At 53.2% G+C, this 13,515-nt stretch carries 10 protein-coding genes; 8 read left to right on the top strand and 2 right to left on the bottom strand.

Features of this window, described 5'->3' with window-relative positions; genetic code table 11:
• The first annotated feature begins 22 nt into the window (after positions 1 to 22).
• The 8 genes from dnaX to ACI77B_RS02145 all read left to right on the top strand — a co-directional run bounded on the left by dnaX (position 23) and on the right by ACI77B_RS02145 (position 11,445).
• Complete coding sequence (dnaX, locus tag ACI77B_RS02180; protein ID WP_409337170.1) at positions 23 to 1,930, top strand: DNA polymerase III subunit gamma/tau; 1,908 nt, start codon at positions 23 to 25, stop codon at positions 1,928 to 1,930.
• Between the two features lie 106 nt (positions 1,931 to 2,036).
• Entirely contained in the window at positions 2,037 to 2,393 is a 357-nt protein-coding gene (locus tag ACI77B_RS02175; RefSeq protein WP_409337169.1) for a YbaB/EbfC family nucleoid-associated protein, read from the top strand.
• Between the two features lie 13 nt (positions 2,394 to 2,406).
• Positions 2,407 to 3,006 carry a recombination mediator RecR gene (recR, locus tag ACI77B_RS02170; RefSeq protein ID WP_409337168.1) on the top strand — a complete coding sequence of 200 codons (600 nt, stop codon included), beginning with the start codon at positions 2,407 to 2,409 and terminating at the stop codon, positions 3,004 to 3,006.
• A gap of 186 nt (positions 3,007 to 3,192) precedes the next feature.
• Positions 3,193 to 3,678, top strand: a complete 486-nt coding sequence (locus ACI77B_RS02165) for a YbaK/EbsC family protein (protein WP_409337167.1) — start codon at positions 3,193 to 3,195, stop codon at positions 3,676 to 3,678.
• Between the two features lie 22 nt (positions 3,679 to 3,700).
• A complete protein-coding gene (gene uvrB / locus ACI77B_RS02160) occupies positions 3,701 to 5,668 on the top strand; it encodes an excinuclease ABC subunit UvrB (protein ID WP_409337166.1) in 1,968 nt (655 codons plus the stop codon).
• 33 nt (positions 5,669 to 5,701) lie between these two features.
• Positions 5,702 to 6,544, top strand: a complete 843-nt coding sequence (locus ACI77B_RS02155) for a carbon-nitrogen hydrolase family protein (RefSeq protein WP_409337165.1) — start codon at positions 5,702 to 5,704, stop codon at positions 6,542 to 6,544.
• Positions 6,545 to 6,703: 159 nt separating this feature from the next.
• Positions 6,704 to 9,541 carry an excinuclease ABC subunit UvrA gene (uvrA, locus tag ACI77B_RS02150; protein ID WP_409337164.1) on the top strand — a complete coding sequence of 946 codons (2,838 nt, stop codon included), beginning with the start codon at positions 6,704 to 6,706 and terminating at the stop codon, positions 9,539 to 9,541.
• Positions 9,542 to 9,996: 455 nt separating this feature from the next.
• Positions 9,997 to 11,445: a nicotinate phosphoribosyltransferase gene (locus ACI77B_RS02145; RefSeq protein WP_409337163.1), complete on the top strand. Its 1,449-nt coding sequence runs from the start codon at positions 9,997 to 9,999 to the stop codon at positions 11,443 to 11,445.
• A 249-nt stretch (positions 11,446 to 11,694) separates the two neighbouring features.
• On the opposite strand, the gene fba is transcribed toward ACI77B_RS02145, so the two are convergent.
• Together fba and ACI77B_RS02135 are read right to left on the bottom strand one after the other, a co-directional pair.
• The gene (gene fba / locus ACI77B_RS02140) at positions 11,695 to 12,621 is read right to left on the bottom strand and encodes a class II fructose-1,6-bisphosphate aldolase (RefSeq protein ID WP_409337162.1); all 927 of its coding nucleotides are present in this window, start codon (positions 12,619 to 12,621) and stop codon (positions 11,695 to 11,697) included.
• Positions 12,622 to 12,747: 126 nt separating this feature from the next.
• Positions 12,748 to 13,269 (bottom strand): hypothetical protein, encoded by a 522-nt coding sequence (locus ACI77B_RS02135; RefSeq protein ID WP_409337161.1) that lies wholly within the window; start codon positions 13,267 to 13,269, stop codon positions 12,748 to 12,750.
• Positions 13,270 to 13,515 lie beyond the last annotated feature (246 nt).

Genomic DNA, 13,515 nt, shown 5'->3' with positions numbered 1-13,515 from the left:
CCGGCGGGGAAGGGAGGCTGTGATGGCAGAATATCGCGCGCTTTACCGGGAGACAAGGCCGGAAGTGTTCTCGGAGATCCTGGGACAGGATCACATCGTAAAAATTCTTCAGCATCAGATTGCGACGGGAACGGTGAGCCACGCCTATCTATTCTGCGGGACCCGGGGAACCGGAAAGACGACAACCGCCAGAATCCTGGCCAAGGCCGTAAACTGCACGGCCCCGGAAGGCCAGCGTCCCTGCGGCGTCTGCGACACATGTAAGGCGATCGCGGCCGGGAAATTCCTGGATGTCATAGAAATCGACGCTGCTTCCAACAACGGAGTTGACAACATCAGAGAGCTCCGTGAGAGTGTAAAGTACCCGCCTTCCGTGGGCCGGCGCAAGGTCTACATCATCGACGAGGTGCACATGCTTTCCACCGGAGCCTTCAACGCGCTGCTGAAGACCCTGGAAGAACCGCCTGAACACGTCATGTTCATCCTGGCGACCACCAACCCGGAGAAGCTCCCGCAGACCATCCTGTCCCGCTGCATGCGGCTGGATTTCAAGCGGGTTTCCGCACCGGTCCTGGCCGCGCATATGGCAGATATCTGTAAGAGTAAAGGCGTTGAAATCACGGAAGATGCCCTGCGCCTTCTGGCCGGAAATGCCGACGGATCCGTGCGTGATTCCCTGAGCATTCTGGAGCAGTGCCTGTCATCCGGAGAAGCGAAACTGACCAGAGACATTGTGCTGGATTTTCTGGGCACCGCGCCGATTGACTTTTTCCTGGAACTGACGGAGAAAGTCATGACCAAAAACATATCCGAGGCATTTATGCTTCTGGACGACGCGCTGCGGGACGGCAAGGACGTCCGTCAGCTGATGAAGGACTGGATGGCCCATTTCCGCAATCTGATGATCGCGAAATATGTGCAGGATCCGGGCGATATGCTGAACCTCTCCGCGGAGAACATCGCGCTTCTCCGGCAGCAGAGTCTGAAAATCGGTATCCGTGAGCTGAATCACGCCATTGTGACCATCGCAAAGGCCATCAACGATGCGCGTTATTCCACCCAGGCCCGGATTCTCATGGAAGTCGCGATCGTTACAATCGCATCCGGTATGGATTACGGAAAGTCTGGCATTTCCGGCGGAAGCGTTCCGGAACCGGCGCCGGTGCGCCCTTCATCCCGGACAAAAAATACTCCGCAAGAGAATTTTCCGGCCGGTGCGGCCGCAGACAGAATGCATCATCCTTCAGCCGGCGGCCCTCAGCAGGCACCGGACTCCGGGATGCCGCAGAGAACACCGGTGTCCGGGCGGCAGAATGAGCCGGCCCAGGGAAATATGCAGAGCGCAGACCCTGTCCCGCAGCAGAATCCTGCCCCGGAAATGCGGCAGGAGACATCTTCGTTTACAGATACAGCGGCTCCACAGAACCAGCCGGCAGGACGTCCGGAAGGACGGCGTAATCAGCCGCAGGACAGAGAAAACTCTGGCACGGGAAATCCGATGGCAGGTCAGAATCCGCAGGCCGGGGCAGAGGCCCGGGAGCAGAATGCTTCACAGAATCCGCCTTCTGCAGCATCTGAATCACAGGCAGAAGAGCAGGAACTTTCTGCCCAGGAGCTGGAAGACATTTGGAGAATGACCTTTGAAGAACTGGAAAGGGAGAACCCGAAGCTGAACGTCATGCGCCACGCGGCCCTGGCTTCCGTCAGCGGAAACCAGTATAAGGTGCTGTGTGAGAATAAATTCCATGCATCCGTTCTGAAGTCGGAGAAAGAACTTCTGGACGAGCGGATGAGCAGAAGAATGGGCAGACCGATGAACATGGTCTGCCGTCTGATCAGTGAGGGGGGCAGCAGCGAGCGCGAGGAGAAGCTGGAAAAAGAAGCCGAGGAAGCATCGAAGCTTCTCGGGGTCGATGTGAAACTGGTCTAGCCGGTTTTTCTTGCGGATCAGCGTATTTACGATATAATAGATAGGCGAAGACAAACTGAAGAATGCGGCGGGCAGAGCTGCCGGCCGATAGAACGGAGGAAATAGAATGGGAAGAGGAATGAGAGCAGGACGCGCCAGAAAACCGGGCGGCGGAAAGAAGGCACAGCAGGCACAGCTCCAGCAGCTGCAGGAAATGCAGAAGCAGATGGAGTCCATGCAGGAAGAAATTGAAGAAAAAGAGATCAGCACCTCTGCAGGCGGCGGTGTGGTAAAGGCAACGGTTAACGGAAAGAAAGAAATCGTCAGCCTGACCATCGATCCGGACGTTGTAGACCCGGATGACGTGGAAACTCTGCAGGATCTGGTCATTGCCGCAGTAAATGAAGGAATGCGCCAGGTTGATGAGCTGAGCAATAATGCATATAACAGCCTGACCGGCGGACTGAACATTCCGGGACTGTAAAGAAGGCGGAGCCATGCAGTATCCGAAACCACTGGGAAGACTGATCGGAGAACTGTCCAAACTCCCGGGGATTGGAAATAAAAGCGCTCAGCGCCTTGCCTTTCATATTTTGTCCATCAGCGACAAGGAAGCGGAAGGACTGGCGGATGCCATCATCGAAGCCAAGAAAACGATGCATTACTGCTCGGAGTGCGGAAATCTGACGGACCGCGATCCCTGCGACATCTGCACGGACCCGAGCCGGAATCCGGACGTGCTCTGCGTGGTGGAGACGCCGCAGGATGTCCTGGCCATGGAGAGAATCAAGGAGTATCACGGACGCTATCATGTGCTGAACGGGGTTATTTCCCCGATGGACGGAATCGGACCGGAGGATATCAATCTGAAGTCTCTGATCGTCCGTCTGCAGAAACATCCGGAAATCAAGGAAGTCATTCTCGCAACCAACCCGAACATTGAGGGCGAGGCAACGGCGATGTACATTGCGCGCCTGCTGAAACCATCCGGGATCAAGGTGACCAGAATCGCGCACGGACTGCCGGTCGGCGGCGATCTGGAGTACGCAGATGAGGTGACCCTCCTGAAGGCCATGGAAGGGCGGACAACGATTTAAAGGAAAGAGATCAGGCGGCAGACCGCGGCTTATATCGAAGAGCTGGGTCTGCCGTTTTAATATCTGCGCAGAAGGGAATAAAAGAAGTTAGGTGTATTACAGGGGACTTCCTGTCTGTTAAATTGACAGAATCTACAGAAGTTCACCTGTCCCACTGGTCAAAAATAAATCATCAAGGAGATCACTATGTCTGTCGAGAAGGTTAAACAATATTTCAAGCAGTTTGGTATGGACGATAAGATTCTTGAGTTCGACGTGTCCAGCGCAACGGTTGATCTGGCTGCGGAGGCAGTGGGCGTGGAAGGCGCGCGGATCTGCAAGACGCTGACTTTCAAGGATCCGGAAAACGAGGACGGCTGCATTCTGGTGCAGATGGCCGGAGATGCCCGGGTAAATAATGGAAAGTTCAAGAGGACATTCGGATTCAAACCGTCCATGCTGGCGGCGGAGGATGCGCTGAGAATTACCGGACATGCCGTCGGAGGAGTCTGTGGTTTTGCCATTGATAATCCGCTGGTGAAAGTTTATGTGGATGACTCGGTAAAGCGTTTCCCGACGGTTTTCCCGGCAGCGGGAAGCGGGAACAGCGCCATTGAATTGACACCGGACGAGCTGTATCAGTATTCCAAGGCCCTGGACTGGGTGGAAGTCTGCAAGATTCCGGAAGCATAGAGCACAGGAAGAAGGGAACTGCATGCCAGAATTTAAACTGCATTCAAAATACAAGCCGACGGGAGACCAGCCGCAGGCCATTGAGAAGCTGGTAAAGGGCTTTAAGGAAGGGAAAAAGGCGCAGACCCTGCTGGGTGTCACCGGTTCCGGAAAAACCTTTACCATGGCGAATGTCATTGCCCAGCTGCAGAAACCGACGCTGATCATTTCGCATAATAAGACGCTGGCGGCCCAGCTGCAGGGAGAGATGAAGGAGTATTTTCCGGAAAACGCCGTAGAATACTTCATTTCTTTTTACGACTATTACCAGCCGGAAGCTTATGTGCCGTCGACCGATACCTATATTGAAAAAGATTCGGATATCAATGATGAAATCAACAAGCTGCGGCACAGTGCCACGGCGGCGCTGTTTGAACGCCGGGACGTCATCATCGTGGCCTCTGTATCCTGCATCTACGGATTAGGAAGCCCGATCGACTATTCCACCCAGGTGCTGTCTCTGCGTCCGGGCATGGAGAAGTCCAGAGAGGACATCCTGCGCCGGCTCGTGGACATCCAGTACACCAGAAACGACCTTGCCTTTGAACGCGGAACTTTCCGCGTGAGAGGCGATACCATCGATATCTACCCAAAGGGCTCGGATATCGCCTTCCGTGTGGAAATGTTCGGGGACGAAGTCGACACCATCAAGGAGATGAACCCGCTGACCGGAGAAATCCTGGGTCTGCGGAACCACATCGCCGTCTACCCGGCAACCCACTATATTACTTCGCCGGAGCACATGGAAAAAGCGCTGAAAGGGATTGAAGAGGAACTGGAAGATCAGGTGAAGTTTTTCAAGAGCCAGGGAAAACTGCTGGAAGCACAGCGCATCGAGCAGCGTACCCGCTACGACATGGAAATGATGCGGGAAATCGGCACCTGCAAAGGAATTGAGAATTATACCCGCCACCTGACCGGACTTCAGCCGGGTGAAAAACCTTATACCCTGCTGGACTACTTCCCGGATGACTATCTGATTATCACGGATGAGTCCCACGTCATGCTGCCGCAGCTTCATGCCATGTACAACGGAAACCTCTCCAGAAAAAAGTCTCTGGTAGATTACGGATTCCGCCTTCCTTCTGCGCTGGACAACCGTCCGCTGAAATTTGAGGAGTTTGAGAGCATGGTGAATCAGATTATGTTCGTCAGCGCAACTCCTGCACAGTATGAGCGTGAGAAATCCCACGGCATCAGCGCCGAGCAGATCATCCGTCCGACAGGACTTCTGGATCCGCCGATTGAAGTGCATAAGACGGAAGGGCAGATCGACGATCTGATCGGAGAAATCAATAAGACGATTCAAGCCGGAGAGCGCGCCTTCATCACGACCCTGACCAAAAAAATGGCGGAAGACCTTACCGATTACCTGAAAAACGCCGGGATTAAGGCCAAGTACCTGCATTCCGACATCGACGCGCTGGAGCGTATGCGGATCATCAGAGATCTGCGGCTCGGCGAATTCGATGTGCTGGTGGGCATCAACCTTCTGCGAGAGGGACTGGACGTACCGGAAGTATCCCTGGTGGCCATTCTGGACGCCGATAAAGAGGGCTTCCTGCGTACAGAAACTTCCCTGATCCAGACCATCGGACGCGCGGCCAGAAACGTGCACGGCCGCGTCATCATGTACGCCGACTCCATCAGCCCGGCCATGAAGACCGCCATCGACGAAACGAAGCGGCGCCGGGAAATCCAGAGCGCATATAACAAGGAACATCACATTACGCCGAAGAGCGTATCGAAGGGGATCCGTGATGTCATCGAGGCGACCAAGGCGCCGGATGAATCGGACCGCAAGAAGAAGCCGGAGGAAATGACGAAGAAGGAACTGAAAGACTACGTAAAGGACCTGCAGAAAGAGATGCAGCAGGCCGCCGCGGACCTTCAGTTCGAGCGGGCCGCAGAACTCAGAGACATCATGTTCGAGTACCGCTCCCATATGTAATGCAGTGCGGCAAAAGGAAAGGACAAGAGAGTGATGAAAATTGCACAGCTTCAGCTTCCGGTATTTGAAGAAAAAGAAAAGAATCTCGACCAGCTGGAAGCGGAAATTGAACGTGTCTGTGAAGACCATGAGGAAGGAAAACCGGACCTGATTGCGGCGGGAGAAATGTTCAACTGTCCGTATGAAACCGGGAATTTCCCGAAATACGCAGAGCCTGCCGGAGGCCCGGCGTGGAAGAGACTGTCCGGAATGGCAGAAAGATACGGGGTGTACTTGTCACCGGGTACGATTCCGGAAGTGGATGAAGAGGGAAAGGTCTACAACACGGCATTTGTTTTTGACCGCAAAGGCCGGCAGATCGCGCGGCACAGAAAGATGCATCTGTTTGACATTCAGGTTGAAGGCGGACAGACATTCCGGGAGTCGGACACCCTTTCGGCTGGAAACGAGGTCACCGTGTTCGATACGGAATTCGGAAGGGCGGGCATCTGCGTCTGCTTTGATTTTCGTTTTCCGGAGCTTGCCCGGCTGATGGTGCTGCAGGGGGCCAGATTGATTCTGGTGCCGGCGGCCTTTAATCAGACGACAGGGCCGGCTCACTGGGATGTGATGTTCAGAAGCCGCGCCATCGACAATCAGTGCTGGACCATCGGGACTTCTCCGTCTCTGAACCCGGACGCATCTTATCACGCCTGGGGACACAGTCTGGTGGTTTCTCCCTGGGGAGACATTATCAGCGAAATGGATGAAGTTCCGGAAAGCAGAGTGCTGGACATTGATATCACAGAAACAGAACGTGTGCGGGAGCAGCTGCCGCTCCTTTCTGCGCGGAGAGAAGACGTGTATGCCCTGAAACTGAGGGCGCAGGGAGAATAGCTGCCGGGATCCCCGGAAGGGGGCTGCCTGGTGTCTCCTTGCGATGGCCGGCTGCCGGGGTGATTTTTGTCTGCGAACAGAAAGAACGGGCTTGAAAACGTATGTTCGTGATGGTACAATGTCGGTAACGCTGAAGTTGGAAAAGAAGGGGTGCGGCACATGCCGAATGAAATCATCATAAAGAATGCAAATGTAAACAACCTGAAGCATCTGAGCGTGCGGATCCCAAGGGATAAGTTCGTGGTTCTGACGGGACTGTCGGGATCGGGAAAATCCTCGCTGGCCTTCGACACGATCTATGCGGAGGGGCAGAGAAGATATATTGAAAGTCTGTCGTCTTATGCGCGGCAGTTTCTGGGGCAGATGGACAAGCCGGATGTGGAGTCGATTGAGGGACTGTCTCCGGCGATTTCCATTGACCAGAAGACCACGAGCCGGAATCCGCGTTCCACGGTGGGAACGGTGACGGAAATCAATGATTATCTGCGTCTTCTGTACGCGAGAATCGGTGTTCCGCACTGTCCGGTCTGCGGAAGAGAGATCAGCAGCCAGAGTGTGGACCAGATCGTGGATATCATTATGGGATATCCGGAGAGGACGCGCCTGATGATCATGGCGCCGGTGGTCAGAGGCCGCAAGGGCGAGCATGTGAAGATTCTGGAACGGATCAGAAAAGAAGGATTCACCAGGGTCCGCGTGGACGGACAGATTCTGCTGCTGGACGAGGATGAAATTCATCTGGAGAAGCAGAAGCGCCACACGATTGAAATCGTGGTGGACAGAATTATTGTAAAGCCGGGTCAGGAAGGAAGAATTTCTGAGGCGGTGGAACTGGCCATGCACGAGGGTGAGGGCCTTGCCGTCGTCTATTTCGAGGACGGGGATTTTGAAAAGGAGCAGACCTTTTCCAGCAAACTGGCCTGCCCGGAACACGGTGCCAGCATTGAGGAACTGGAGCCGAGAATGTTCTCCTTCAACAGTCCCTTTGGTGCCTGCCCGACTTGTAACGGACTGGGTTTTACGGAAAAAGTCGATCCGGACAAGATGATTTACACGGAAAAGAGCATCGCGGACGGAGCGCTGAACCGGATCTATGCGTCGATGGAATTCTCGGGATTTTACCGGGAAGTTGTCGACATTCTGGCGCAGGAGCATCAGGTGGATCTGCATACGCCGTATAAGGATCTGCCGCAGAAGTTTAAAAAGGAACTGCTGTATGGAACGGGAAACCGGCATCTGAAATACACCCATGTGACCAGAAGAGGGAAGGAAGTTAACTTCGACCATCCGTTTGAGGGACTGCTGACCAATGTGGAGCGGCGGTACAGAGAATACGCGACGGATAACATGCGTGCGCGCATGGAGCCCTTTATGGTTGTAAAGGAGTGCCCGGACTGTAAGGGGAAGCGACTGAAACCGGAAGTGCTTGCTGTTACTGTTGGAGGAAAGAATATCGCGGAAGTATCGGATATGTCGGTCCGTGATTCCCTGAAATTCATGGAGAATCTTAAGCTGAGTGAGAAGGATCAGATGATCGGAAAGCAGATTCTGCATGAGATCCGGGCCCGCTTGAAATTTCTGGTGGATGTGGGGCTGGATTATCTGACTCTCTCCCGTGCGGCCGCGACGCTGTCCGGCGGAGAAGCGCAGCGTATCCGTCTGGCTACGCAGATCGGGTCCGGACTGCAGGGCGTGCTGTATATTCTGGATGAGCCGAGCATCGGTCTTCATCAGAGAGATAATGACAAGCTGCTGAAGACCCTGCGCCATCTGACGGATCTGGGAAATACCCTGATCGTTGTCGAGCATGATGAGGACACCATGTATGCGGCGGATCACATCGTGGATATCGGACCGGGAGCGGGAATCTACGGCGGAAAGCTCGTCGCCCAGGGAACGGTGGAGGATATCAAGGCCTGCCCGGAGTCCATTACCGGTCAGTACCTCAGCGGGAAGAGGAAGATTGCTGTTCCTTCCGTGCGCCGGGAAGGAAATGGAAAATCCATCATCGTAAAAGGCGCAGAAGAACACAATCTGAAGAATATCGATGTGGAGTTTCCGCTGGGTAAATTCATCGTGGTGACCGGTGTGTCCGGATCGGGGAAATCCAGTCTGGTGAACGAAGTCCTCTGCAAAGGAGCTTCCCATATCATCAACCGGAGTGAGGATGTTCCGGGAAAGCATAAGGAAATTCTCGGCCTGGAAAATATCGACAAGGTTATCAATATTGACCAGTCGCCGATCGGAAGGACGCCGCGTTCTAATCCGGCAACCTACACGGGCATGTTTACCAGCATCCGTGACCTGTTTGCGAGCCTGCCGGAAGCCAAGATGCGCGGTTTTGACAAGGGCCGTTTCAGCTTTAATGTAAAAGGCGGCCGCTGTGAGGCCTGCAAGGGCGATGGAATCATCAAGATTGAGATGCATTTTCTGTCTGATGTTTACGTACCTTGTGAGGTCTGCCATGGGAAGAGATATAACAGGGAAACTCTGGAAGTGAAATATAAAGGGAAGAGCATCTATGATGTGCTGAATATGAGTGTTGCGGAGGCTCTGGACTTCTTCCAGAACCTGCCGTCTATTCACCGCAAGCTGGAGACCCTGCATCAGGTCGGCCTGGACTATGTCAAACTGGGACAGCCTTCTACCGAGCTCTCCGGAGGAGAGGCCCAGAGAATCAAGCTGGCGACGGAGCTCTCAAAGAGAAGTACGGGAAGGACGCTGTACATTCTGGATGAGCCGACCACGGGTCTTCATTTTGCCGATGTCGACAAGCTGCTGCAGGTCCTGCAGAAACTGACGGACGGCGGAAATACAGTCGTTGTGATTGAGCATAATCTGGATGTCATCAAGCAGGCAGACTGGATCATTGACCTGGGACCAGAAGGCGGAGACCGGGGCGGGAACATCGTCGTAACCGGAACACCGGAAACCGTTGCGGAGTGTAAAGAATCCTATACGGGACAGTTCCTGAAGAAGATGCTGGCACAGAAATAGTGAACTTCAGGAAGAAATGGGAAATCCGGAAATCACCGTTTTATCGCTGAAGGCAGAATATCTGCGGCGCGCGGCACAGGAAGATGGATGACGGCTGTGTATGCATCTGTGCCGGCACACGGCAGTATCCTGTATACTTTGTGCCGCGAGAAAGACAGACGGAAAGAAAATGTTTCTTTTGGGGATGTTTTTATTATTCTGCTCGTCTATCCTTTCATTTTTGTTATAATATGAATGAGATATTAAATACTATATATTATAGGTTTGCTCAGCGGATATCTGCCTTAAAAGAGTGAGCATGCGTGTAGTAAAACGGAGAAGGAAAAACCGTCTGTCAGGCAGGACGATGACGGGATTTCCGCGCGTGCGGATGCAGACTTCTGCAGGCAGGTCGGGGCTTAATCATGTGCAGAAATGCCTGCCGGCGCGTAAACATACAGTGGAGGTATATAAAAATGGCACTGAACGATAATATGACCATGCTCACCGACTTTTACGAGCTGACGATGGGGAACGGATATTTTGAGGCGGGCCGTAAAGATGAAATTGCATGGTTTGACATGTTCTTTCGTCATATTCCGGACCGCGGCGGATACGCCATCATGGCCGGTGTAGAACAGATCGTGGATTACATGGAGAATCTGCATTTCTCCGATGAGGATATCGAATACCTGCGCAGCAAGCACATGTTCAGCGAAGGGTTCCTGGAGTATCTGAAAAACTTTAAATTTGAGTGTGACGTCTGGGCTGTTCCGGAAGGTGTTCCGATCTTCCCGCAGGAGCCGATCGTCACGGTAAGAGGACCGGTGATTCAGGCTCAGCTGATGGAGACGATGATTCTTCTGACGATCAATCACCAGAGTCTGATCGCCACCAAGGCCAGCAGAATTGTCCGCGCGGCTCAGGGCAGATCCGTCATGGAATTCGGATCCAGAAGAGCACATGGAACCGCGGCGGCCATCATGGGCGCCCGCGCTGCCTATATCGGCGGCTGCGCAGGAACGGCATGCACCATTACAGACCGTGAATTTGGCATCCCGGCACTGGGAACCATGGCGCACAGCTGGGTACAGCTTTTCCCGAGTGAATATGAAGCATTTACCGCATACGCAAAAATGTATCCGGATAACTGCATCCTTCTGATTGATACCTACGACGTCCTGAAATCCGGACTGCCAAACGCCATCCGTGTATTCAAGGAGCAGAAGCCGGAGAGCATGGGTGTCCGCATCGACAGCGGCGATATTGCATATCTGACCAAACAGGTGCGCAAGAGACTGGACGAGGCCGGCCTGCAGGACTGCAAGATCACCGTCAGCAACTCACTGGACGAGTATCTGATCCGCGACGTGATCATGGAAGGTGCCCAGATCGATTCCTTCGGCGTCGGCGAGCGCATGATCACGGCTAAATCCGAGCCGGTATTCGGCGGTGTATATAAACTGTCTGCCGTTGAAGAAAACGGAAAGATCATTCCTAAGATTAAGATCTCCGAGAATGTCGGAAAGATCAGCAATCCGGCTGCCAAGAAGCTGTATCGTATATACAGTAAGGAAACCGGAAAGGCGGAGGCCGACCTGATTATGCTGAAGGACGAGCCGGCACCGAAAGACGACGGATACGTGATTTTCGACCCATGCGTCAACTGGAAAAAGAAGACACTGAATGACTACGTGGCAAAAGACATCCGCGTGCAGCTGTTCGACCACGGCAGACGCGTATACGACTGCCCGCCGATTCAGGAAGTGCAGAAATTCTGCAAGGAGCAGATTGACACCCTGTGGGAAGAGACCCTGCGTTTCGAGAACCCGCAGCGCTACTTCGTAGACCTCTCTGAAGGACTGTATAACACCAAGCAGGAACTCATCCACAAAAACAGAGAGATGAAGCAGGAGCATAAATAGTCCGGGTCACCTGGTCTCATGCCAGTCTGCCGGCACGGCAGATGGTAGAAGAATGTGACGGGGACATGCCGGCAGACCGGACAGAAATCAGACATCTGCCGGCAGGCCAGTAACAAAATCAAAAGCATGAAATATGAAAAAGAGCTTCGCATCAGCATTGAAACTGCCGGTGCGAAGCTCTTTTTCATCGTCTTCAAACATTCAGGTGAAAAACTGATGTTTTCTTTTCCTTTCTGTCAGCAGAAAGGATTATTTTCCGGATGTGTGCAGGACGTCTCTGATCTTATGCTGTACCATGGCTGTGATGGCATCTCTGCCCGGTCCCATGTATTTACGAGGATCGAAGACATCCGGCTGCTCAACCATAACCTTGCGGATGGAAGCCGTCATTGCCAGACGCAGGTCTGTATCGACGTTAACCTTGCAGACACCGTGCTTGCATGCCTCTTCAATCATGTCCTCCGGAACACCCTGTGCGCCAGGAACCTGTCCGCCGTACTTATTGCACTCTTTTACGAATTCCTGTGGTACAGAAGATGCACCGTGCAGAACCAGCGGAGTATTCGGAATCAGCTCATGAATCTTCTGCAGACGCTCAAAGTCCAGATACGGAGTTCCCTTGAACTTGTATGCGCCGTGGCTTGTTCCGATGGCAACAGCCAGAGAGTCAACACCTGTGCGCTCTACGAATTCCTTTGCCTCTTCCGGATCAGTGAATGTTGCTTCTCTCTCTGCAACATGAACCGCATCCTCTACGCCGGCCAGCTTTCCGAGCTCAGCCTCTACGACAACACCGTGGTCATGCGCATACTCTACAACCTGTTTTGTGACCTTGATGTTCTCCTCGAACGGATGCTTGGAGCCGTCGTACATAACGGAAGTGAATCCGTCATCGACACAGTCCTTGCAGATCTCGAAATCTGCGCCGTGGTCCAGGTGAAGAACGGCGTCGATTCCCGTGTCTTCAATTGCGGCTTCAACGAGCTTCCGCAGGTATGCCGGCTTTGCGTATTTACGTGCGCCTGCAGAAACCTGAAGGATAACCGGAGCATTTTCAGCTTTTGCGGCATCCGCGATACCCTGAACAATCTCCATGTTGTTTACGTTGAATGCACCGATGGCGTAGTCGCTGTTCAGAGCTTTCTTAAACAGTTCTGTGCTGCTGATAAGAGCCATATCTATCTCCTCCTGTATTTTAAGATGTGATTATTGACCAAAAGTTCTAACGTTACTTCATTATTATATAATAGAAAAGCGGAAACGTTAACCAGTTTCCGCCAATTTGCCATTTTATTCTGCGCCCTAGTAGGTCAGCGCTCTTGCTATTTTCGCTTTTGTCCAGCCCTTCTTGAAGGTATGCGTACCAGCCTTGATATCTGCGGGTTTTCTGCCCTGCTGCCGGCAGCAGAGCCTGTATTCATGGGCGCTGTCGTAAAGCCCGTAGGATTTCAGCTGCCTCATGGCATAGGTGAGCGAACCGGTTTCAAGCTTGATGGTAATGGTCTTCACGAGCCGCCCATCCTTATATTCCGCCTTCACCGCGGAAGAGGAATCGCTGCTTTCTGTATCAGAAGATTTTGCTTCCGACGATTTGCTGTCCGGTACAGAAGACGCCGACTGCTTTTTCTGTGCGTCCTTCTTCACCTCTGCCGTGGTTTTCACATTGCCGGAAGTCATGTGTTTCGGGTAGGCCATAATCACATTGACGCGCCAGCCGATGATGATCAGCGCAGCAATCAGAATCACTGCGGTAACCCACACGTCGCTGGTGTTATACAGGAAATCCCTGAATTTTGAGTGAGAAGCGGACTGTTTCTGCTTCATGAATGAGCCTCCTTTCGCTGCTATCCCTGTATTTTAGCATATTCAGGGACAAAGGACAAACGAGCAAGAGTATACGATGGTGTCAAGAGGTAGTGGGAGTTTTTGTTGACAGATCTCCAAGCTTTTTCTGCGAGCTGTACGCAGCCTATGCCTGGAACGCCTCCCGGCTCCCTTCGCGCATGCTCACGCTTCCGACTCCGCCGGCCCTCTCCGGGCCGTCGATCGTCTGGCAGCGAGGCGCTCAGA

It is taken from the genome of Eubacterium sp. F2, from assembly GCF_046244355.1.
In the GTDB taxonomy this organism is placed as follows: domain Bacteria; phylum Bacillota; class Clostridia; order Peptostreptococcales; family Anaerovoracaceae; genus Aminicella.
The sequence above is the reverse complement of the archived record's forward strand: the minus strand, read 5'-3'. Positions and strand labels throughout refer to the sequence as shown.

Excerpts from the sequence above, each read along its gene's own strand:
- ACI77B_RS02175 (WP_409337169.1), top strand. The coding sequence starts at position 2,037 with ATGGGAAGAGGAATGAGAGCAGGACGCGCCAGAAAACCGGGCGGCGGA.
- ACI77B_RS02155 (WP_409337165.1), top strand. The coding sequence starts at position 5,702 with ATGAAAATTGCACAGCTTCAGCTTCCGGTATTTGAAGAAAAAGAAAAG.
- ACI77B_RS02165 (WP_409337167.1), top strand. The coding sequence starts at position 3,193 with ATGTCTGTCGAGAAGGTTAAACAATATTTCAAGCAGTTTGGTATGGAC.
- uvrB (WP_409337166.1), top strand. The coding sequence starts at position 3,701 with ATGCCAGAATTTAAACTGCATTCAAAATACAAGCCGACGGGAGACCAG.
- ACI77B_RS02135 (WP_409337161.1), bottom strand. The coding sequence starts at position 13,269 with ATGAAGCAGAAACAGTCCGCTTCTCACTCAAAATTCAGGGATTTCCTG.
- ACI77B_RS02145 (WP_409337163.1), top strand. The coding sequence starts at position 9,997 with ATGGCACTGAACGATAATATGACCATGCTCACCGACTTTTACGAGCTG.
- uvrA (WP_409337164.1), top strand. The coding sequence starts at position 6,704 with ATGCCGAATGAAATCATCATAAAGAATGCAAATGTAAACAACCTGAAG.
- fba (WP_409337162.1), bottom strand. The coding sequence starts at position 12,621 with ATGGCTCTTATCAGCAGCACAGAACTGTTTAAGAAAGCTCTGAACAGC.
- dnaX (WP_409337170.1), top strand. The coding sequence starts at position 23 with ATGGCAGAATATCGCGCGCTTTACCGGGAGACAAGGCCGGAAGTGTTC.
- recR (WP_409337168.1), top strand. The coding sequence starts at position 2,407 with ATGCAGTATCCGAAACCACTGGGAAGACTGATCGGAGAACTGTCCAAA.